This window comes from Streptomyces sp. NPDC018833 (assembly GCF_044390825.1).
Taxonomy (GTDB): Bacteria; Actinomycetota; Actinomycetes; order Streptomycetales; family Streptomycetaceae; genus Streptomyces.
In genome coordinates, this window is record NZ_JBIRZM010000009.1 from 264355 (window position 1) to 286329 (window position 21975).

Genomic DNA, 21975 nt, shown 5'->3' on the forward strand with positions numbered 1-21975 from the left:
ATCCGCACCGATCAAGGCCATTGGGGAAGGTGTCATGACCAACGTCGACGGAGTGCCCGAGAAATTCGCGACACTCGGGCTGACCTACGACGATGTGCTGCTGCTGCCGGGTGCCTCCGACATGGCTCCCGACCAGATCGACACCTCCTCGTACATCTCGAAGAACGTGCGGGTGAACATCCCGCTGCTGTCCGCCGCCATGGACAAGGTGACCGAGGCGCGCATGGCCATCGCCATGGCCCGTCAGGGCGGCGTCGGCGTGCTGCACCGCAACCTCTCCATCGCCGACCAGGCCAACCAGGTGGACCTGGTCAAGCGCTCCGAGTCCGGCATGGTCACCGACCCGATCACCGTGCACCCGGACGCGACGCTCGCGGAAGCGGACCGGCTGTGCGCCAAGTTCCGCATCAGCGGTGTGCCGGTGACCGACCCCGCGGGCAAGCTGCTCGGCATCGTCACCAACCGCGACATGGCCTTCGAGACCGATCGTTCGCGCCAGGTGCGCGAGGTCATGACGCCGATGCCGCTGGTCACGGGCAAGGTCGGGATCTCCGGTGTGGACGCCATGGAGCTGCTGCGCCGCCACAAGATCGAGAAGCTTCCGCTGGTCGACGACGCGGGCGTCCTCAAGGGCCTGATCACGGTCAAGGACTTCGTCAAGGCCGAGAAGTACCCGAACGCCGCCAAGGACAGCGAGGGCCGCCTCCTCGTCGGCGCGGCCGTCGGTGTCGCGGGCGACGCCTTCGAGCGCGCCCAGGCGCTGATCGAGGTGGGCGTCGACTTCATCGTCGTGGACACCGCGCACGGCCACTCCAAGCTGGTCGGCGACATGGTCTCCAAGATCAAGTCGAATTCATCCGGCGTGGACGTCATCGGCGGCAACATCGCCACCAGGGACGGTGCCCAGGCGCTGGTCGACGCGGGTGTCGACGGCATCAAGGTCGGCGTCGGCCCGGGCTCCATCTGCACCACGCGGGTGGTCGCCGGCATCGGCGTCCCCCAGGTCACCGCGATCTACGAGGCCTCGCTCGCCGCCAAGGCGGCCGGCGTCCCGGTGATCGGCGACGGAGGTCTGCAGTACAGCGGCGACATCGCCAAGGCCCTGGTCGCGGGCGCCGACACGGTCATGCTGGGCTCGCTGCTCGCCGGCTGCGAGGAGTCGCCGGGCGAGCTGATGTTCATCAACGGCAAGCAGTTCAAGTCGTACCGCGGCATGGGCTCGCTGGGCGCCATGCAGTCGCGTGGCGAGCAGCGCTCCTTCTCCAAGGACCGTTACTTCCAGGAGGGCGTCGCCTCCGACGAGAAGCTGGTTCCCGAGGGCATCGAGGGCCAGGTCCCCTACCGCGGTCCGCTCTCCGCGGTCGTCCACCAGCTGGTCGGCGGCCTGCGCCAGTCGATGTTCTACGTCGGCGGACGCACGGTGCCCGAGCTGCAGGACCGTGGTCGGTTCGTGCGGATCACCTCGGCGGGTCTCAAGGAGAGCCACCCGCATGACATCCAGATGACGGTCGAGGCGCCGAACTACAGCAGGAAGTAGCGCGTACGTCCGCCAGGGCGGTCCCGGGTCGCCGGGGCCGCCCCTCGCGTGTGTGTCGGGGATACTGGTAGGCGCAGACGTAGAGGGAAAGGCCACATATCGTGACTGAGATCGAGATCGGGCGCGGCAAGCGCGGCCGCCGGGCGTACGCGTTCGATGACATCGCCGTCGTACCGAGCCGGCGCACGCGGGACCCGAAGGAGGTCTCGATCGCCTGGCAGATCGACGCCTACCGCTTCGAGCTGCCCTTCCTGGCGGCCCCGATGGACTCGGTCGTCTCGCCGCGCACCGCGATCCGCATCGGTGAGATGGGCGGCCTCGGCGTCCTGAACCTCGAGGGCCTGTGGACCCGCCATGAGGACCCGCAGCCGCTTCTCGACGAGATCGCCGAGCTGGACCCGGAGAGCGCCACGCGCCGGCTCCAGGAGATCTACGCCGCCCCGATCAAGGAGGAGCTGATTGGGCAGCGCATCAAGGAGGTGCGCGACTCGGGCGTCGTCACCGCCGCCGCGCTGTCCCCGCAGCGCACCGCGCAGTTCTCGAAGGCCGTCGTGGACGCCGGCGTCGACATCTTCGTCATCCGCGGTACGACGGTCTCCGCCGAGCATGTCTCCGGCGCCGCCGAGCCGCTGAACCTCAAGCAGTTCATCTACGAGCTCGACGTCCCGGTCATCGTCGGCGGCTGCGCCACGTACACGGCCGCGCTGCACTTGATGCGCACGGGCGCGGCGGGCGTGCTGGTCGGCTTCGGCGGCGGCGCCGCGCACACGACGCGCAACGTGCTGGGCATCCAGGTGCCGATGGCGACCGCGGTCGCCGACGTGGCCGCGGCCCGCCGCGACTACATGGACGAGTCCGGCGGCCGGTACGTCCACGTCATCGCCGACGGCGGTGTGGGCTGGTCCGGCGACCTGCCGAAGGCGATCGCCTGCGGCGCGGACGCGGTGATGATCGGCTCTCCGCTCGCGCGCGCGACGGACGCGCCCGGCAAGGGCCGCCACTGGGGCATGGAGGCCGTCCACGAGGACGTGCCGCGCGGCAAGCTGGTCGATCTCGGCATCGTCGGCACGACCGAGGAGGTCCTGACCGGCCCCTCGCACAGCCCCGACGGCTCGATGAACTTCTTCGGCGCCCTGCGCCGTGCGATGGCGACGACCGGCTACAGCGAGCTCAAGGAGTTCCAGCGGGTCGAGGTCACAGTGGCGGACTCGCAGCACAGCCGCTGATCCTCCGCGCGGCGGCGCGGCTCGAGCGTCGGCTTCGGCCTCGGCTGTGGCGTCAGCGTCGGCTGTGGAGTCAGCGTCGGGAAGGGCCCGGCACCTGATGGCCTGATGGTGCCGGGCCCTTCTGGCTGTCCTCACGGGTCTGTTCTCCCAGCCGGTCTTCCAGACCCGTGTTTCCAGGCCGTCTTCCGAGGCCCGTCGGTTCACAGGCGGTGGGCCGCTCCCGCCGGGGTGGCGCCCCGTGTGTCGAGCAGCAGCTGCGCCTTGACCGCGAGGCCCTGCAGGTCATACGTGCGGTGGTGCTGAAGCAGTACCGTCAGGTCTGCGTTGGCGGCGGCCTCGTAGAGGGAGTCAGCGCGGGGAACGGGCAGTTCGTTCACGCGCCAGTCCGGGACGTAGGGGTCGTGGTAGCTGACGGACGCGCCGAGGTCCATCAGACGGCGGGCGATCTCGGTGGCGGGGGAGCCCGTCAGGTCGGCGAGGTCGGGCTTGTAGGTGACGCCGAGGAGCAGCACGCGGGCGCCGCGGGCCGACTTGCCGTGCTCGTTGAGGAGCGTGGCGCAGCGCTGGATGACGTACTGCGGCATCCGGGTGTTGATGTCCTGGGCGAGTCCCACCATGCGCAGGGTCCGGCCGGTGGGCGGGAGGTGGCCGGGGTCCAGGGGCACGCCGTGGCCGCCGACGCCCGGGCCCGGGCGGAACGCCTGGAAGCCGAACGGCTTGGTCTCGGCGCAGCGGATGACGTCCCACAGGTCGATGCCGAGGCCGTGGCAGAGGACGGCCATCTCGTTGACGAGCGCCATGTTGACGTGCCGGAAGTTCGTCTCAAGCACCTTGACGGTCTCGGCCTCGCGCAGACCACGCGCCCGGACGACCTTGTCGGTGAGCCGGCCGTAGAAGGCGGCGGCCGATTCGGTGCAGGCGGGGGTCAGGCCGCCGATGACCTTGGGAGTGTTGGCGTAGCCGTGGGCGCGGTTGCCGGGGTCGGTGCGGCTGGGGGAGTACGCCAGGTGGAAGTCCCGCCCGGCGCGCAGGCCAGAGCCCTGTTCGAGCAGCGGGCGGAGGAACTGCTCGGTCGTGCCGGGCTGGACCGCCGACTCGAGCAGCACGGTGGTGTGCGGGCGCAGCCGGGACGCGAGGGCGCGGGCCGCGTCGGCGAGCGCCGTGAGGTCCGGCGCTCCGTCCGGGCCAGGGGGGGTGAGGGCGCAGATGACCGCGGTGCGCACCCTCCCCAGTTCGGCCCGGTCGGTGACCGTGCGGAAACCGGCGGAGAGCATGCGGCGGACGTCGGCGGCGGTGACACCCGCGGCGGGCTCGGTTAGACGGCGCGGGTCGGGGTCGTAGCCGATGGTCTCGATGCCGGCTGCCACGGCGGCCTGGGCGAGGGGCAGACCGAGGTGGCCGAGTCCGATGACAGCGAGATCTGCGGGCATGACGGTGGCCGTCCTTCCCATAGCCGGAGGGGACAGAGGTCGCAAGCCCTGTGGGCGGAACGGGCGTGCGCAATGTCAGACTAGGCGTAAATATGACCGTTATGTCGGATTGTGCGCGTGTGGCTAACGGAGTGTTATCCACAGGCGGTGGCTGAAGTCGGCGAGTGCGGACAGAATCGACGATGTGAGCCCGACCGCAGGGGACGCACGGGGGCGACGGGAGGCAGCAGTGAGAACAGCGACACTGGGACCGGAGGAGCGCGCCGCAGCGCTCGCCGGTATGGCCGAGCGTGAACTGGACGTGCTGGTGGTCGGCGCCGGCGTCGTCGGAGCGGGCACCGCGCTGGACGCGGCGACAAGAGGCCTGTCGACCGGGCTCGTCGAGGCGCGTGACTGGGCCTCGGGCACGTCGAGTCGGTCGAGCAAGCTCATCCACGGCGGCCTGCGTTATCTGGAGATGCTCGACTTCGCCCTGGTCAGAGAAGCGCTGAAGGAGCGCGGGCTGCTGCTGGAGCGGCTGGCCCCGCACCTGGTCAAGCCAGTGCCGTTCCTCTATCCCCTGCAGCACAAGGGCTGGGAGCGGTGGTACGCGGGATCGGGCGTCGCGCTGTACGACGCGATGTCGGTCTCCTCGGGCCACGGGCGCGGTCTGCCCGTGCACCGCCACCTGTCACGGCGTCATGCGCTGAGAGTGGCACCCGCGCTGAAGAAGGACGCCCTCGTGGGTGCCCTGCAGTATTACGACGCCCAGATGGACGACGCCCGATTTGTCACCACCCTGGTGCGCACGGCCGCGAGCTACGGGGCCCAAGTGGCCAGCCGTGCCCGGGTTGTCGGCTTCCTGCGGGAGGGCGAGCGGGTCGTCGGCGCGAGGGTGCTCGACGTCGAGGCCGGCGGCGAGTACGAGATCCGTGCCCGCCAGATCGTCAACGCGACAGGGGTGTGGACGGACGACACACAGGCGCTGATCGGGGAGCGCGGGCAGTTCCATGTACGGGCCTCCAAGGGCATCCATCTCGTGGTGCCGAAGGACCGCATCCACTCCAGCACCGGTCTGATCCTGCGGACAGAGAAGTCCGTCCTCTTCGTCATTCCGTGGGGCCGCCACTGGATCGTCGGCACCACGGACACCGAATGGGACCTGGACAAGGCACACCCCGCCGCGTCGAGCGCGGACATCGACTACCTGCTGGAGCACGTCAACTCGGTGCTCGCCGTCCCCCTCACCCGGGACGACGTCCAGGGGGTGTACGCGGGGCTGAGGCCGCTGCTCGCCGGGGAGTCCGACGCGACGAGCAAGCTCTCGCGCGAGCACACGGTGGCGCACCCGGTGCCGGGCCTGGTGGTCGTGGCGGGCGGCAAGTACACGACGTACCGGGTCATGGCGAAGGACGCCGTTGACGAGGCGGTGCACGCTCTCGACCAGCGGGTTGCCGCGTGCGTCACGGAGGAGGTCCCCCTTCTCGGCGCCGAGGGCTACCGCGCCCTGTGGAACGCGCGCGCGAGGATCGCGGCGCGGACCGGGCTCCATGTGGTCCGCGTCGAGCACCTGTTGAACCGCTACGGCTCCCTGACCGAGGAGCTCCTGGCGCTGATCGCCGAGGACACGTCACTCGGCGAGCCGCTCACCGGAGCCGACGACTATCTGCGCGCCGAGGTCGTCTATGCGGCGTCGCACGAGGGTGCACGCCATCTGGACGACGTGCTGACGCGGCGCACCAGGATCTCGATCGAGACCTTCGACCGGGGGACGCGCTGCGCGCGGGAGTGTGCGGAGCTGATGGCTCCGGTGCTGGGTTGGGAAGAGGCGCATGTCGAGAAGGAGGTCGAGCACTACGAGAAGCGGGTGGAGGCGGAGCGCGAGTCGCAGCGCCAGCCGGACGACCTGACGGCGGACGCGGCGCGCTTGGGGGCGCCGGACATCGTGCCCATCTGAGAGGGGGCCTGGAGGCGGACCGCCGGGTGGCGGGCGCGGCGGGAGCGAGGCATGGGGGCGGGCCGAAGTGCCGACAGCGGGGCTCGGGCCGGCGGACCGGTCGTCCGGGAAAGAGGGGGACACAGGGGGTGCCGGGGTCTGGCACCTGCTGCCGGACCGGATTTCGCCGTACCCTGATCGGCGGACGGGGACGTCGGGACACGGGGGCCGGCGGCGCGGGCAAGGCCCCGACCAGCGCAGGGGCGGAGTTCACGGCGAGTGAGCGTACGGCGGAGGCCGCATCCTTCAGTCGCGCAGGTTCAGTGAATGGACCCGGGAGACATTGCGTTCCTTGAGTGAGGGACAATGGTCGCTCTGCCAGGGCGGGTTACCGCATCGAGCGGGAAGCGGCAGGCGCGGGCGAAGATCAGGGATCGCAGAGGGGACGCATGTCGGAGGCTGAGCAGTCGCGGGAGCCCCAGCGGGAAGAGACCGAGGGGGCCGGTTTCGCCGGCAAGGGCGAGGACTCCGCCGTGGCCGCCGGGGGCGGCACCGGCGACTCGAATCCCGAGGGCGCGGGCGACGCGACCGGAGAGGCGTCCCCTGGCGAGACGGTGACGGCCCTTCAACAGGACGCGTCCGACAAGAAGGATGCGCCTGCACGCGAGGACGCGGCGTCTGACGGCCAATCCGGGACCTCGGGCTCGGGCACCGCCGACAAAGCCGCCGTCGAAGGGCCGACGGCGGAAGACGCCACGGCGGGCGTGAGTGAGGACGGCACCGCGGACGGCCCCGTTCCGGCGGACGGTGGGACGGGCAGGGCAACTGCCCCCTCGGGCAAGGCCACGGATGGCGACACGCACCGTGGCGCCGACGCGCAGGGCCCGGTGGACGCCTCCACGGCTGCGGCGGACGACGACGCCGGCAAGGCGGCAGGCGCGAGCAAGGACGGCGAAGGCAGCGGCGAAGCGGCCCCGTTCGGCGCGCCCGAGGACAACGCCGCCGGGAGCGGTGCTGGCCCGACCGCGGTAGACAGCAGGAGCCCTGACACCAGCGCCGACGTTGAGGCAGCGTCCGCAGGCAAGAGTGCCGGTGCCGCGGCAGCTGCCGTGGGTGGTGGCTCAGGCCGTACGGCGGGCGTTGAGGCAGCGTCCGCAGGCAAGAGTGCCGGTGCCGCGGCAGCTGCCGTGGGTGGTGGCTCAGGCCGTGCGGCGGGCTCTGCCGCGAGGAAGGGAAGCGCCGGACGCAGCGGACAGGGCAGTGGCGTGGGCGCGCCCGAGGGGCGGTTGCTCGCCGGGCGTTACCGGCTGGGCGGGGTCCTGGGGCGGGGTGGCATGGGCACCGTGTGGCGCGCCGTCGACGAGACGCTCGGCCGCACCGTCGCCGTCAAGGAACTGCGCTTCCCGAACGCCATCGATGAGGAGGAGAAGCGCCGGCTCATCACGCGTACGCTCCGCGAGGCAAAGGCCATCGCCCGGATCCGCAACAACAACGCCGTCACTGTCTACGACGTCGTCGACGAGGACGACCGTCCGTGGATCGTCATGGAGCTGGTCGAGGGGAAGTCCCTCGCCGAGGTGGTGCGTGAGGACGGCATTCTGACCCCCCGTCGCGCCGCCGAGGTGGGGCTCGCCATTCTCGACGTGCTGCGTTCGGCGCACCGCGAGGGCATCCTGCACCGGGACGTGAAGCCGTCGAACGTGCTCATCGGCAAGGACGGCCGGGTCGTTCTCACCGACTTCGGCATCGCCCAGGTCGAGGGCGACCCGTCGATCACGTCGACCGGCATGCTCGTCGGCGCCCCTTCGTACATCTCGCCCGAGCGTGCCCGCGGTCACAAGCCCGGGCCCGCCGCTGACCTGTGGTCGCTCGGTGGCCTGCTCTACGCGAGCGTGGAGGGCTGTCCGCCGTACGACAAGGGGTCGGCGATCGCCACGCTGACCGCCGTGATGACCGAGCCGCTCGACCCGCCCAAGAACGCGGGTCCGCTGGAGGAGGTCATCTACGGGCTGCTCGTGAAGGACCCGGCCCAGCGGCTCGACGACGTGGGCGCACGCGCGCTGCTCACGCAGGTGATTCATGCCCCCGAGGCGCCGGTGCGATCCGCCGAGGCCGAGTCCCCGGTGGAGCAGACACGGGCCATACGGATTCCGCCCGTTCCCCCGGTGCGTCCGGAGACCAAGCCGAAGGACCCGGCTGCCGAGCGGCTGCGCGGGGCCCTGCGCTCCGTGCGCAACGCCGCAGCGGCGGCCAAGGCCGAGTCCAGGGGCCAAACGGGTGCCGGACCGAGGACCACGACCAAGACGTCGGTCCGGACCGCTTCCGTGGCTCCGTCCGGCAGGCCCGCGCCCGTCCGCGCGCCGCTCACCGATGTGGTGCCGCGGCGCACCTTGGTGACCATCGCGGTCGTCGCCGTGCTCGCGGTGCTGTCGACGGTGCTCGTCTTCGCGTTCGGCGGCGACGACAAGGGCAGCCAGGGCAAGGGCAAGGGAGACACCGCCGCGTCGGCGGGTACCACCGCGGGCGGCGACGGAAAGGCCGCCGGGGGCAGCGACGCCAGTCCGGACACCGGCCAGGGCACGGATCAGGGGACCGGCAAGGACACCGGCAAGGACACCGGCAAGGACGACGGCAAGGATGATCAGGCCGCCGGCGACGGTGCTTCCGGCGCTTCCGGCGGTCAGCCGTCCGGCGGCGGTGACGGTGGCGGTGACGTGCTGCCCGCGGGATACGTGATGGTGTCCAACGATCAGTTCCACTTCACCATGGCGATGCCGAAGAACTTCCGGTTCACCGGCATAGCGGGCCGTAACTCCGGCGCGAAGTTCAGCGTCGGCGGCGGGGTGCCCCGCGTGCAGGTCGACTTCACCAACAGCCCGGGGGACGACGCAGCCCGCGCCTGGGCCGCTGCGGTCGCCGGTGTGCGCGCGACGAGCAACGGCTACAAGCACCTCAGTATTGGGAAGGTCGACTACAACGGCTACCCGACCGTCGCCGACTGGCAGTTCGAGCGCACCGAGAGCGGCCTGCGGGTACGCGTTCTGAACAGAGGTTTCAAGGTCGATGCCAGGCGCGGTTACTCGATCATGATCACCTGCAAGGCGAGCGAGTGGCACGGAAAGGAGTGCGAGACGCTGCGCAAGACGGCGTTCGCGACGTTCAGCCCCAAGGACTGAGGAGGGGCACGTATCGTGAGGAGTCGCGAACGGTAGGCAGCGACAAGGGGCCGTTGAACGACCGGAATTGACGGCTTTGCGCGGTTGTGTGCGGGCTTTCCGGACCGGCCGGGGGACGCGCACATGGGGAGGCGTCGTGGAGGACTACGCGGGAAGGGTGCTCGCCGACCGCTACCGCCTGCCGCTGCCGCCCTCCGACGAGTTCGAGCTTGCCGAGACCCGCGCGTTCGACACGTACAGCGGCCATGAAGTCCTGGTGCGGCAGGTGCCGTTGCCGGAGGTCGTGGACGCGGAAGTGGTCGACGGTGACGGCCTCGCAGGTACCGCGGTTCCCCGGCGGGTGTCGGGGCGGGCGACCCGGAGGCCCGCGGATCCGGCCGTGCGCCGGGCCGTCGAGGCCGCGCAGGCGGCGGCACAGATCCCCGACCACCCCCGTCTGGACCAGGTCTTCGACGTCTTCGCCGAGGACGGCTCGCTCTGGATCGTGAGTGAGTTCGTCGCCGCGCGCCCCCTTGCCGCCCTCCTCGTGGAGAAGCCGCTCAGCCCGTACCGCGCGGCCGAGGTGGCGTCCGACGTCCTCACCGCCCTGCGCGTGCTGCATGCGCACGGCTGGATCCACCGGAACATCACCGCGCGCACGGTTCTCGTCTGCGACGACGGGCGGGTGGTGCTCACCGGTCTGGCGTCCGGCGCGGCCGAGGAAGCGCTGTGCGGATACGCACCGGTCCCCGAGCCGCCTGACTCCGGTTCCGACTCCGGTTCCGACCCCGGTCGCGACTCCACGGATTCCCCGGGGCGGACGGGCCCCGCGTCGGTGCCCGGGCCGAGGGCGGGCGACGGACCCAGCGGGGCCGCGGCCCTGGAGCCGGCCTACCCCACGCTGCCCCGGCCGACCGGTGCCGACACCGGCCAGGTCCCTGACGTGAGGGCCGCCAGAGCCGGCGCCATAGCGGCCTACCGCGCGGGAGCGCGCGCGGCGGCCCGCGTCCACGACGACCAGGGGAGCGACGACCGCCGCCACAAGGGCGATCGTCCCGTCCAGGACGGCCTCGATCGCGACTGGTGGGCCCACAGCCCAAATGATGGCGCGGACCACGCCGCCCACGCGGCTCACGACGCCCCCGCCCCCGACGACCCCTCCGACGACCCCTCCGACGACCCCTCCGACGACGCCCCCGGACGCGCCCGGCTCGCCGGTAGCTGGCACGACGCCCCGCTTCCCGGCCGCGACGGCCCCGGCCCCCTGTCCGCCGGTGGCACCCGGCCCGCCCTGCCCGCCGCCCGCTCCGCCCCGGACGCAGCTCGGAACAACCCGTACCGGAACGACCCGTACGGCGTACGCCAGGCGGCGGCCGGCCACGACCCCCGCGCGACACGCCCCGCGCTGCCGGCTGCCCGAGCCGACGGCTCGTCGCCCGGCAGCTGGGACCGCGGCGGTGGCGGCGGGGACGCCCTGCGCGCCGACGCCCAGCGCCGTCCCGTCCCCGCCGAGGGCTCCGCAGCCGCCGCCTCCGGCCGCTGGGACGACGTCGTGGCGGGCGGCGGCACCCCCGTCTTCCGTGGTCCGGCCACCCCGCTGGCCGCCGAGCGTGCGCGGCAGGCGCGGATAGCGGTCGTCGGTGCGGTGACCGAGCGATGGGCGCCCGAGCAGGCCGGACCGGTCCACGAGAACTGGCAGCTCGCCGCCCCTGTCGGACCGGCTACGGACCTGTGGGCGCTCGGCGCGCTGCTCTTCCGGGCCGTCCAGGGCCATGCCCCGTACCCCGAGGAGAGCGCCGCCGAGTTGGTCCAGCTCGTGTGCGCGGAGCCGCCCGCCTTCGCCGAAGAGTGCGGGGCGCTGCGGCCGGTCGTCGAATCGCTGCTGCGCCAGGACCCCACCGACCGCCCGGACTTCGAGGAGCTGCGCGGCTGGCTGCGCTCCCTCGTACGGTCCGCGCCCGAGCCGGAGGCGGGCATGGACGTCGTGCCGCTTCCGGCGGGTCCGGTGGACGCCTCGCGCCTGCCGGTCGTACGGCGGCGGGGTGAGCTGGTGCGCAGGCGCCGGTCCGCCGGCCGGGACGTGGCGCACGGCAGGCACCGGCACAAGCGGCCCAGGGACGCCGCACGGCCGGACCGTGGTGCCCGCCGCGACCACCAGGTGCGTCCGCAGCGGCAGGCGTACGGCGGACGGGCGCGTACGCCGCGGGCGCTCGGCCGTACCCTGCTGCTGCTCATCCTGCTCGCCGTGGTGGCGGCCGTCGCGTACGCGGTCCTGTTCATGCCCAAGACCGAGCCGGGACAGTTGGACCGCGGTGCCGGTCCCACGGCGGGCGCTGACCCGAGCCCCGACGGCGCAGCGGACGTCAAGGGTCCCTCGCCGAGCGGGACTCCCGGTGCGCAGCAGCCGCAGACCTCGGCCCCGGCCGCCAACCTGCCCGACGGCTATGTGCTGCGCGAGGACCCCGAGGGCTTCCGGCTCGCCGTCGCCGAGGACTGGCGGCGCAGTCCCATCAACGATGCGGGTCAAGTGCGCTACGCGGACGGCGATTTCACGCTGATCGTTGTCGCCGGACGGGACCCGGTGAGCACCAACGGCGACGATCCACTGGTCTACCAGCGGGACAAGGAGCGGGAGCTGCAGCCGTTCCGTGACTCGTCCTGGGCCGGTGCGAGCGGGCTGAAGCGCATCGACGTCGGTCAGCAGTCCATGGCGGAGGGCCAGTTCACCTGGCAGGACAGCACCGGCCGCGAGGTGTTCGTGCGCAACCTCGCGCTGATCATCGGCGACAGGTATCACGTGATCCAGGTGATCGGACCGGCCGATCGGCGCGAGGAGGTCACGGAGATCCACCGGCAGGCCGCCACCACATACCGCCTCACGCGCTGAGCCGACGAAGGCGGCAACGCACCGCGCACACAGGCCGGTTCCGCCCGAACCATCCCGAAGCGGCCGCGTTGTCACGCAGAGTGGCGACTCGGCAGCTCACCACGCATCACAGTGCGGTCACTTGAGCGAGCCTCGGTACCGAGTTCGTGCCTCCCCTCCGTAACCTGTCATTCCAAGGAACGGGGCGGGATACGTGGAAAACACTCACAACACAGGCGCCGGTCTGCTGCTCGCCGGGCGTTACCGGCTGAGCGAGACCATCGGTCGCGGCGGCATGGGCAAGGTATGGCGGGCCCATGACGAGGTGTTGCACAGAGTAGTCGCCGTCAAGGAACTGACGGCGGGTCTGTACGTCTCCGAGGCCGACCGGACCGTTCTGCACGCCCGGACCCAGAAGGAGGCCCGGGCGGCCGCGCGCATCAGCCATCCCGGCGTCGTCACGGTCCACGACGTGCTGGAGCACGATGCCCGGCCCTGGATCGTCATGCAGTACGTCGACGGGCCCTCGCTCGCCGACGCCGCCAAGGAGCGCGGCCGCATCGACGAGCGGGAGGCGGCCCGGATCGGGCTGCACATTCTGGGCGCCCTGCGTGCCGCCCATGCCGCGGGCGTCCTCCACCGGGACATCAAGCCCGCCAACGTGCTGTTGGGCGGTGACGGCCGGGCACTCATCACGGACTTCGGGATCGCGGCGATCGAGGGTGACCCGACGATCACGCGGACCGGAGAGATCGTCGGCTCGATCGACTACCTGGCGCCCGAGCGGGTCCGCGGCCACGACCCCGGACCGGCGTCCGACCTGTGGTCGCTCGGCGCGACGCTCTACACGGCGCTGGAGGGGCAGTCGCCGTTCCGCCGGTCGTCGCCGCTGGCGACCATGCAGGCCGTGGTGGACGACGAGCCGGCCCCGCCCCGGAGCGCGGGGCGTCTCGAGCCCGTGATCAGGGCGCTGCTCCACAAGGACCCGGCGGCGCGCCCGTCGGCGGCCGAGGCCGAGCGGATGCTGGTCCAGGCCATGGAGGACCGTGTTCCTGCCCCGACGGCGCACGTGCCCGCCCAGCGGGCGACGCAGCGGATGACACAGCGCCTGCCGCGGGGCGGCGCCCCGGACCCGCGTACGGCCACGGCCGTGGCGGGCTCCCGCCCGGCCCCGTCCGGGGGCTGGACAGCGGCACCGGCCCGGCCGCGGCGGGGCCCGCGGCTGCGGACGCTCGCCCTCGTCGTGGTCGTCGCGGCCGTGATCGGCGGGGGCGCGGGGCTCGCCGCGATGAAGTACGCGCAGTCGGGCGGCGCGACGGACACGGGTACGGGTACGGGTACGGGTACGGGCCGGGCGACAGCGCCGGGCAAGGCGTCGGACGTTCCGGACGGCTGGCGGCGCGTCCACGACGAGCGGGGTTTCAGCCTCTGGGTGCCCGACGGCTGGAAGCGGCAGGCGGACGGCGACCAGATCGACTACACGCCGGACAACGGCCGCCACCGCATCCGGATCAGCGTCGACCCGTCCCCGGACTTCGAGAACCCCTATATGCACATGCTCGACATGCAGGAGGGGCTGGCGAAGCGGCTGCCGGACTACCGCCGGGTGAAGCTGCGCCCCAACACCTTCCGCGACCAGACGCAGTCCGCGCTCTGGGAGTTCAGCTGGACCGAGCGCACGGAGCACCCCGGTCCGCGCCGTGCCATCGACCAGATGTACTACGAGGACGACGGTACCGAGTACGCCCTCTACATGTCCGGCCCGGCGAAGGACTGGGACGTGACCCGCGAGCAGTTCGACACGATGCTCAGAGGCTGGCGGCCACCGCCGAACTGACATCCGGATACGCGCCGCGGCGATCCGCGCGACGGGTTCATCGCAACGGCTTCATCACACTCGCCACCTCCGCCGAACGACGGCAAGTTCCTGATCAGGGCTTATCCGCCAGTGATCACTGGCGGAATCGTAGGGGCACGGTGAAAAGCTGTTACCGGTGGGTACCCAAAGTGCTGATCGCCGCATACCCTCGCCCCCATGACGGACTCGCAGGCCACCGCAACCGCCCTTGGCACCAACCCCATCGCCGCCTCGCCGGCCGGTGCGCGCACCGCAGCCGACGTGGTGACTCCCGAAGTGGTCGCCCAGCTCACCAAGGGTGTGGCGGGCTCCGGTCGCACGGCCAACCACGCGCCGTTCACCGGCGAGAAGCTGGCGGACCTGCCCGAGTCCACTCCTGACGACGTCGCGGCCGCCTTCGAGCGCGCCCGTGCCGCCCAGCGCGTGTGGGAGGCCACCCCGGCGCGCGCCCGCGCCGCTGTGCTGCTGCGCTTCCACGACCTGGTCCTGGAGCGCCAGGCCGAGGTGCTCGACCTGATCCAGCTGGAGACCGGCAAGGCCCGGCTGCACGCCCACGAGGAGGTGCAGGCGGTTGCCGTCGCGGCCCGCCACTACGGGCGCAAAGCCCCTGCCTACCTCCGGCCCAAGCACCACACCGGCGTCGTGCCCGTCCTCACCAAGACCACCGAACTGCGCCAGCCGCGCGGTGTCGTGGGTCAGATCGCGCCGTGGAACTACCCGCTGGAGCTGTCCGTCGGGGACGCCCTGCCCGCCTTCGTCGCCGGCAACGCGGTCGTCATGAAGCCCGACACCGAGACCGCGCTCACCGCGCTGTGGGCGCGTGACCTGCTGATCGAGGCCGGCCTGCCCGCCGAGGTGTTCCAGGTCGTCATCGGCGAGGGCCCGGTCGTCGGCCCCGAGGTCGTCCGGCACGCCGACTACGTCTCCTTCACCGGATCGACCCGCACCGGCCGCGAGGTCGCCCAGGGAGCGGCGGCCCGGCTGGTCGGCGTCTCCCTCGAACTGGGCGGCAAGAACGCCATGCTGGTGCTGCACGACGCCGATGTGGAGAAGGCCGCGGCAGGCGCGGTCCGCGCCTGCTTCTCCTCCGCGGGCCAGCTGTGCATATCGATCGAGCGGCTGTACGTGCACGAGTCGATCGCGGACGCGTTCATCGAGCGCTTCGCCGCCCGCACCAAGGCGATGCGGCTCGGCAACTCCCTGGCCTACGGCGCGGACATGGGCTCCCTGGTCGGCCCGCGGCAGCTGGAGACGGTCACCCGCCATGTCGACGAGGCCGTCGCCAAGGGCGCGAAGCTCGTCGCCGGCGGCGTCGCCCGGCCCGACATCGGCCCGTACTTCTACGAGCCCACGATCCTCGACGGCGTGGACACGCCCATGGCCGTGTGCGGCGAGGAAACCTTCGGCCCGGTCGTGTCGATCTACCGTTTCTCGGACGAGGATGAAGTCGTCGAGCTGGCCAACGCCACGGCCTTCGGCCTCAATTCGAGCGTGTGGACCAAGGACGGCCGGCGCGGCCACGCCGTCGCGGCCAAGCTGCGCACCGGCACGGTGAACATCAACGAGGGGTACGCCCCGGCCTACGGCAGTGTCCAGGCGCCCATGGGCGGCATGAAGGACTCCGGGCTCGGCCGGCGGCACGGCTCCGAGGGCATCCTCAAGTACACGGAGGCGCAGACCGTCGCCCAGCAGCGGCTGATGCCGCTCGCCCCGTCGTTCGGCATGGACGACGAGAAGTACGCCGCGTTCATGAGCTTCAGCCTGAAGGCGATGAAGGCCCTGCGCCTGCGCTGACCGCCGCCCCCCCACCGCCGCCCCCCGTACCCGTACGTCCGCACGTTTCACGAGGAGAGCCATGTCCGAGGTACCCCCTGCCCGAAACCAGGACGCGGGCGGCGACGATGACGGCGACGCGTACGACTACGACGTGATCGTCGTGGGCTCCGGCTTCGGCGGCTCGGTCTCCGCCCTCCGGCTCTCCGAGAAGGGATACCGCGTCGGTGTCCTGGAGGCCGGGCGCCGGTTCACCCGGGAGTCGCTGCCGAAGAACTCGTGGGACCTGCGCAACTACCTCTGGGCCCCGGCACTCGGCCTGTTCGGCATCCAGCGCATCCATCTGCTCGGCAACGTCATGGTGCTCGCGGGGGCGGGCGTCGGCGGCGGCTCGCTCAACTACGCCAACACGCTCTACGTCCCGCCCGCGCCTTTCTTCAACGACCCGCAGTGGAAGGACATCACGGACTGGCAGGACGAGCTCAAGCCGTACTACGACCAGGCACGCCGCATGCTCGGCGTGCGGCTCAACCCGACCATGACGCCCTCGGACGTCCATCTGAAGGCGACCGCCGAGGCGATGGGCGTGGGTGACACCTTCCACATGGCCCCCGTCGGGGTGTTCTTCGGGGACGGCGACGACGCCGACGGTTCGGTGAGGGCCCGGCCCGGGCAGGAGGTCGCGGACCCCTACTTCGGCGGAGCCGGCCCCGCGCGGAAGGCCTGCACCGAGTGCGGCGAGTGCATGACGGGCTGTCGGCACGGCGCGAAGAACACCCTCAACGAGAACTACCTCCACCTCGCCGAAAAGGCGGGCGCGGTCGTCCACCCGATGACGTCCGTCGTCGCGGTCACCGAGGACGCGAGCGGCGGCTTCGCGGTCAGGACCCTGCCCAGTGACAACAGGCGCAAGGGGCAGGGGCGCACGTTCCGGGCCCGCCGTGTCGTGATCGCCGCCGGTACGTACGGCACACAGACCCTGCTGCACCGGATGAAGGACAGCGGGCTGCTGCCGCGGCTGTCGGCACGGCTCGGCGAGCTGACGCGGACCAACTCCGAGGCCCTCGTCGGCGCCCAGACCGACAATCGCCGCTACCGCAAGCGCCATGGCGCGGAGCGGGTCGACTTCACGCGCGGTGTCGCGATCACGTCCTCGATCCACCCGGACGAGAACACCCACATCGAGCCGGTCCGCTACGGCCGCGGCTCCAACGCCATGGGCGGCATGACGGTCCTGCAGGTCCCGTACCGGGTGAAGGGCCGGGTCGTCGGCTGGCTCGGCAACATGGCCCGGCACCCCTTGCTCGCGGTCCGCGCGCTCTCCAACCGGCGCTGGTCGGAGCGGACGATCATCGGCCTGGTGATGCAGTCCCTGGACAACTCGCTGACCACGTACCGCAAGCCCGGCGGCATCGGGAAGGGCCTGCTCACCGCTCGTCAGGGCCACGGCACCCCGAACCCGAACCAGATCCCCGAGGCCACCCGCGCCGCGTCCCTGCTCGCGGAGGAGATCAACGGCTTCGCCGGCTCCAACATCGGCGAACTGATGGGCACCCCGCTCACCGCGCACTTCCTGGGTGGCTGCCCGATCGGCGCCTCGGCCGAGGACGGCGTGATCGACCCGTACCACCGGCTCTACGGCCACCCGGGCATCTCGGTCGTCGACGGCTCGGCGGTCTCGGCGAACCTGGGGGTGAACCCGTCGCTGACGATCACTGCGCAGGCTGAGCGTGCGATGTCGTTCTGGCCCAACAAGGGCGACGAGGACCCGCGTCCGGCCCAGGGCAACGCCTATGAGCGGCTCGCACCGGTGGCGCCCAAGTCCCCGGCGGTCCCGGCGGATGCGTTCGGCGCGCTGAAGCTGCCGTTCCTGGGGCTCCCCGCGGTCCCGCCCAAGAAGTAGCCGCACGGTCCGGGTGGCCCCGGGCCACAGGCGAAGGCCGCTGCACCCCCCTCCGAGTGCAGCGGCCTCCTTGCTTCTCGCGGCCCCCGCGCCAAAGGGCGCAGATGAGGCCGTTGTTACGCATGCATGACCTGTGACCAGGGAGGATGGTTGTCCTCGTCTCATACAATCTTTATGTGAGGTGGATCACATGGCCCACTTGCCCGTGCAACGGGTGGGGTCCGCGGCATTGATCGCCAAGCATCCGGAAAAGGCCGAGCGACATGCCCTCCCGAGCGGGTCGCACGACCAGGTCGTCGTTCAGACCGTCGGCACTTCCAACTGTCCGCTGACACCGTGAGATGGGCCATGGATCACCCGGGAGCGGTGTTCGCCATGATGGGCGTGTACGGCTACGTCAACGGCGGTGACATGGTCGGGCCGGACAGCGCGCTGTTCTGTGCGGGGAGCCTGCGGCTGGAGCGCCCGGCGCGCGCCGCCGGGGAACGCCCGGTCGTGCGGCACGGGCCCGAGCGAGTTCGGTGAGCAATCGGGCACGCTGGGCAGGAGCCCGAGACGCGGTGACGAAGGGCCCCGCGGAGTCGAGTCCTCGGGGCCGTTGCGTCGGCGCCGACGTCAGGGCGGCGCAGTGTCGGCGCACGCCGCCGGGGTGCGCGCCGCGGGCGAGCGGCCGGCCGCCCGGGGCGGCCTGGGGGACGGCCTGTGACGGTGTGGATGCGCCGACGTGCTCGTGTCTGCGGGACGGGCTGCGGCCTCGTGCAGCCGGTTCGGACCGGATGCGGTCGGCGCCGGGCGTCCCCGGAGCCGACCGCCCTTGGGGTGACCGGGCTGCTGTCCCCTGCCGACCGGTCACGCGCGCTGGGGCGAGGTCCCACGACGCACCTGCGGGTGCGTCACACGCTCCAGCGGAGCCACGCGTGGTTTCCTTCGAGGCCCGCCCCTGGCTGGCACGGACATCGGGACCAACGAAGACCGGCGGGGCGCGTCACGCGCCGTACGGGTGAGGATGCGCCCGAACGCAGGTGCGCAGGCGTACGTGCACGGCTCAGATACGGCCCCGGCACAGCTCCAGCATCGTCATCGCGAGCGCCGTGCCGGGCTTGCCGAGCGCGTCCCTGTAGTGGCCGAGCACCTCCATCTCGCGCGCCAGGTTCACCCGGCGGCCGCCGGAGCTGATCCGGGCGTCCTGGATGACGGCGGAGACGGCCATGCGCTCCTGGATCAGGCCGATGATCCGGTCGTCGAGCGCGTCGATGCGCTCACGGGCGCCGGTGATCACGTTCGCGGCGTCGTCGGTGCGGGCGCCGGTCTTGTCGAGTACCTCGGTCACGGGGCTCTCCTTGGGTCGGGGTCCCGGATCGGCACGGCCCGGAGGCAAACGCGAGGCGCCCCGGGCCTTGTCGGCCCGGGGCGCCTGGGAAGTCGCTGTCTGAAGCTAAGCAGCACGACCATGGCAGCCGGACGGGCCGGTGCCATAGGTAAAGACGAAGGTCAGCTGCTTGTGCATGCGGACAGTATGGACCCCGCCCACGCTCCGGGCCAAAGCCCGGTTCGGATGGTGAGACGAAGGTATGGCCGGCCGTCCCGGTAGAATCGACAAAACCGACCCTCTCCCACCGCCGGAAGGCCGCCAGTGTCATCAGCGTCCACCGCTGCCGCGCCCGCATCCAACCCGGACGTCGTCCTGGTTGTCGATTTCGGCGCTCAGTACGCCCAGCTCATCGCCCGCCGCGTCCGTGAGGCCCGGGTCTACAGCGAGATCGTCCCGTCCACGATGCCCGTGGCGGAGATGCTGGCCAAGAACCCGAAGGCGATCATCCTCTCCGGCGGCCCGTCGTCGGTGTACGCGGAGGGCGCCCCGCGCCTGGACCGCGCGATCTTCGAGGCCGGGGTTCCCGTCTTCGGCATGTGCTACGGCTTCCAGCTGATGGCCACGACGCTCGGCGGCGCCGTCGACAACACCGGGGCGCGCGAGTACGGCCGTACGCCGCTGCACGTCACCAAGCCCGGCTCCACCCTCTTCGAGGGAACTCCCGACGAGCAGTCGGTGTGGATGTCGCACGGCGACGCCTGCTCGGCCGCCCCCGAGGGCTTCACCGTCACCGCGTCCACCGACGTGGTCCCGGTCGCCGCGTTCGAGAACGACGCGAAGAAGCTCTACGGCGTGCAGCACCACCCCGAGGTGATGCACTCGACCTACGGCCAGCAGGTGCTGGAGCACTTCCTCTACCGCGGCGCCGGCATCGAGCCGAGCTGGACCACGGGCAACGTCATCGAGGAGCAGGTCGCGGCCATCCGCGCACAGGTCGGAACCAAGCGCGCCATCTGCGGTCTGTCCGGCGGCGTGGACTCGGCGGTCGCCGCCGCTCTCGTGCAGAAGGCCATCGGTTCCCAGCTCACCTGCGTCTACGTCGACCACGGCCTGATGCGCCAGGGCGAGACCGAGCAGGTCGAGAAGGACTTCGTGGCCGCGACGGGCGTGCAGCTCAAGGTCGTCGACGGGGAGGCCCGCTTCCTCGACGCGCTCAAGGGTGTCTCCGACCCCGAGGAGAAGCGCAAGATCATCGGCCGGGAGTTCATCCGCGTCTTCGAGCAGGCGCAGGCCGAGATCGTGGCGGAGGCCGCGGGCGGCGAGGACGTCGCGTTCCTCGTGCAGGGCACGCTCTACCCGGACGTCGTCGAGTCCGGCGGCGGCACCGGCACCGCCAACATCAAGTCGCACCACAATGTGGGCGGCCTGCCCGAGGACCTCGAGTTCGAGCTCATCGAGCCGCTGCGCAAGCTGTTCAAGGACGAGGTCCGCATGGTCGGCCAGGAGCTCGGCCTGCCCGACGAGATCGTCCAGCGCCAGCCGTTCCCGGGCCCCGGCCTCGGTATCCGCATCGTCGGCGAGGTCACCAAGGAGCGCCTGGACCTGCTGCGCGAGGCGGACGCCATCGCCCGTGAGGAGCTGACGGCGGCCGGCCTCGACCGTGACATCTGGCAGTGCCCGGTCGTGCTGCTCGCCGACGTCCGCAGCGTCGGCGTCCAGGGCGACGGCCGTACCTACGGCCACCCGATCGTCCTGCGCCCCGTCTCGTCCGAGGACGCCATGACGGCCGACTGGACGCGGATGCCGTACGAGGTGCTGGCCCGTATCTCCACCCGCATCACCAACGAGGTCGCCGATGTGAACCGCGTGGTGCTCGACGTGACGAGCAAGCCCCCGGGCACCATCGAGTGGGAGTGAGCCTCCCCGCCGCCGCATGTGACGCCGCCGCCCACCCCGTGTGGGCGGCGGCGTCGCCGTATGCGCTGCCCAAGTGGTGGGGCGCTCTGGCCAGTTGACCTCCTCGGAGTTACCTTCCGGCCATGACGCACACGCCGGAGCCCTTGCCCGTGGAGCAGTTGCGGTTCGCCATGCCGCCCGTGCACGAGTCCGTCGTCGAGGAGCGCGCGTACCGCAAGGAGCGGCTGGCCGGGGCGCTGAGGCTGTTCGGGCGCTTCGGGTACGAGGACGGGGTGTCGGGCCATCTCACCGCCCGGGACCCGGAGTTCACCGACTGTTTCTGGGCAAACCCCTTCGGTGTCCCCTTCGCCCATGTCTCGGCCGGTGACCTGGTTCTCGCGGACCGGTGGGGCCGGACCGTCTTCGGGCGGCACCGCGTCAACCAGGCCGTGTTCACCGTGCACGCCCAGGTCCATCTGGCCCGCCCGGGCGTGGTCGCCGTCGCGCACACCCACACCGTGCACGGGCGGGCACTGGCGGCGCTCGGCGATCCGGTCGAGCCCCTCACCCAGGAGGCGTGCGCCTTCTTCGAGGACCACGCGTTCCTCGACGCGTACACGGGGGTGAGCGTCGACGAGGACGAGGGGCGCATGATCGCGGACGCGCTCGGCCCCCGCAAGGCGCTCGTCCTGCGCAACCACGGCCTGCTGACCGTCGGCGACTCCGTCGACGCCGCCGCCTGGTGGTTCATCTCCATGGAGCGCTGTGCCCAGGTGCAACTGGTGGCGCGGGCCGCGGGCAAAGCCGTTCCCATCGGGCGCCGAGAGGCCCTGGCGACCCGCGAGCAACTGGGCAGCGACCTCGTCGCCTGGATCAGTTTCCAGCCGCTGTGGCAGCAGATCAGCCGCGCCGAACCGGACCTCCTGCACTAGAAGGCTGCTGAAGATCTTGTTGTGGGGCTGTCCGGCCGGAGGCCGGGCGGCCCTTTTCGCTATGCGGTGGCCGGGGTGAGGTGCCAGGTGGTGTTGGTGCGGGTGAGTCCGAGGTTGATCAGTCGGCGGAGGTTGAGGGCGGCGGCGCGGTGGTGGAGCCAGAGGTTGTTGG

At 71.6% G+C, this 21975-nt stretch carries 13 protein-coding genes; 11 read left to right on the plus strand and 2 right to left on the minus strand.

Annotation, left to right across the window (positions count from 1 at the left end):
• The first annotated feature begins 34 nt into the window (after positions 1-34).
• Together guaB and ACH5AF_RS20460 are read left to right on the plus strand one after the other, a co-directional pair.
• Positions 35-1537, plus strand: coding sequence for an IMP dehydrogenase (guaB, locus tag ACH5AF_RS20455; protein WP_398903014.1), 1503 nt, complete (start codon positions 35-37; stop codon positions 1535-1537).
• A gap of 101 nt (positions 1538-1638) precedes the next feature.
• Positions 1639-2763, plus strand: coding sequence for a GuaB3 family IMP dehydrogenase-related protein (locus ACH5AF_RS20460; RefSeq protein ID WP_398903015.1), 1125 nt, complete (start codon positions 1639-1641; stop codon positions 2761-2763).
• Between the two features lie 200 nt (positions 2764-2963).
• Here the strand turns inward: ACH5AF_RS20460 and ACH5AF_RS20465 are convergent, their stop codons facing one another.
• Positions 2964-4193, minus strand: coding sequence for a nucleotide sugar dehydrogenase (locus tag ACH5AF_RS20465; RefSeq protein ID WP_398903016.1), 1230 nt, complete (start codon positions 4191-4193; stop codon positions 2964-2966).
• 229 nt (positions 4194-4422) lie between these two features.
• Between ACH5AF_RS20465 and ACH5AF_RS20470 the strand changes: the two genes are divergently transcribed.
• The 7 genes from ACH5AF_RS20470 to ACH5AF_RS20500 all read left to right on the plus strand — a co-directional run bounded on the left by ACH5AF_RS20470 (position 4423) and on the right by ACH5AF_RS20500 (position 18188).
• Positions 4423-6129 (plus strand): glycerol-3-phosphate dehydrogenase/oxidase, encoded by a 1707-nt coding sequence (locus ACH5AF_RS20470; protein WP_398903017.1) that lies wholly within the window; start codon positions 4423-4425, stop codon positions 6127-6129.
• Between the two features lie 428 nt (positions 6130-6557).
• Positions 6558-9284 (plus strand): protein kinase, encoded by a 2727-nt coding sequence (locus ACH5AF_RS20475; protein WP_398903018.1) that lies wholly within the window; start codon positions 6558-6560, stop codon positions 9282-9284.
• Positions 9285-9420: 136 nt separating this feature from the next.
• Positions 9421-12150, plus strand: coding sequence for a protein kinase (locus ACH5AF_RS20480; RefSeq protein ID WP_398903019.1), 2730 nt, complete (start codon positions 9421-9423; stop codon positions 12148-12150).
• Between the two features lie 193 nt (positions 12151-12343).
• The gene (locus ACH5AF_RS20485; RefSeq protein ID WP_398903020.1) at positions 12344-13966 is read left to right on the plus strand and encodes a protein kinase; all 1623 of its coding nucleotides are present in this window, start codon (positions 12344-12346) and stop codon (positions 13964-13966) included.
• Positions 13967-14164: 198 nt separating this feature from the next.
• Positions 14165-15781: a succinic semialdehyde dehydrogenase gene (locus tag ACH5AF_RS20490; protein ID WP_398903021.1), complete on the plus strand. Its 1617-nt coding sequence runs from the start codon at positions 14165-14167 to the stop codon at positions 15779-15781.
• A gap of 61 nt (positions 15782-15842) precedes the next feature.
• Positions 15843-17663, plus strand: a complete 1821-nt coding sequence (locus ACH5AF_RS20495; RefSeq protein ID WP_398903022.1) for a GMC oxidoreductase — start codon at positions 15843-15845, stop codon at positions 17661-17663.
• Positions 17664-18011: 348 nt separating this feature from the next.
• Positions 18012-18188 carry a hypothetical protein gene (locus ACH5AF_RS20500; protein WP_398903023.1) on the plus strand — a complete coding sequence of 59 codons (177 nt, stop codon included), beginning with the start codon at positions 18012-18014 and terminating at the stop codon, positions 18186-18188.
• A gap of 520 nt (positions 18189-18708) precedes the next feature.
• Here ACH5AF_RS20500 and ACH5AF_RS20505 read toward each other — a convergent pair.
• Entirely contained in the window at positions 18709-18993 is a 285-nt protein-coding gene (locus ACH5AF_RS20505) for a chorismate mutase (RefSeq protein ID WP_398903024.1), read from the minus strand.
• A gap of 303 nt (positions 18994-19296) precedes the next feature.
• Between ACH5AF_RS20505 and guaA the strand changes: the two genes are divergently transcribed.
• Both guaA and ACH5AF_RS20515 read left to right on the plus strand, forming a co-directional pair.
• Complete coding sequence (gene guaA, locus ACH5AF_RS20510) at positions 19297-20892, plus strand: glutamine-hydrolyzing GMP synthase (RefSeq protein WP_398903025.1); 1596 nt, start codon at positions 19297-19299, stop codon at positions 20890-20892.
• Between the two features lie 122 nt (positions 20893-21014).
• The gene (locus ACH5AF_RS20515; protein WP_398903026.1) at positions 21015-21803 is read left to right on the plus strand and encodes a class II aldolase/adducin family protein; all 789 of its coding nucleotides are present in this window, start codon (positions 21015-21017) and stop codon (positions 21801-21803) included.
• Positions 21804-21975: the final 172 nt, after the last annotated feature.

Bases quoted from the DNA above. Each gene is read 5' to 3' on its own strand.
- guaB (WP_398903014.1), top strand. From the start codon at position 35: ATGACCAACGTCGACGGAGTGCCCGAGAAATTCGCGACACTCGGGCTG.
- ACH5AF_RS20465 (WP_398903016.1), bottom strand. From the start codon at position 4,193: ATGCCCGCAGATCTCGCTGTCATCGGACTCGGCCACCTCGGTCTGCCC.
- ACH5AF_RS20475 (WP_398903018.1), top strand. From the start codon at position 6,558: ATGTCGGAGGCTGAGCAGTCGCGGGAGCCCCAGCGGGAAGAGACCGAG.
- ACH5AF_RS20490 (WP_398903021.1), top strand. From the start codon at position 14,165: ATGACGGACTCGCAGGCCACCGCAACCGCCCTTGGCACCAACCCCATC.
- ACH5AF_RS20495 (WP_398903022.1), top strand. From the start codon at position 15,843: ATGTCCGAGGTACCCCCTGCCCGAAACCAGGACGCGGGCGGCGACGAT.
- ACH5AF_RS20500 (WP_398903023.1), top strand. From the start codon at position 18,012: ATGGATCACCCGGGAGCGGTGTTCGCCATGATGGGCGTGTACGGCTAC.
- ACH5AF_RS20515 (WP_398903026.1), top strand. From the start codon at position 21,015: ATGACGCACACGCCGGAGCCCTTGCCCGTGGAGCAGTTGCGGTTCGCC.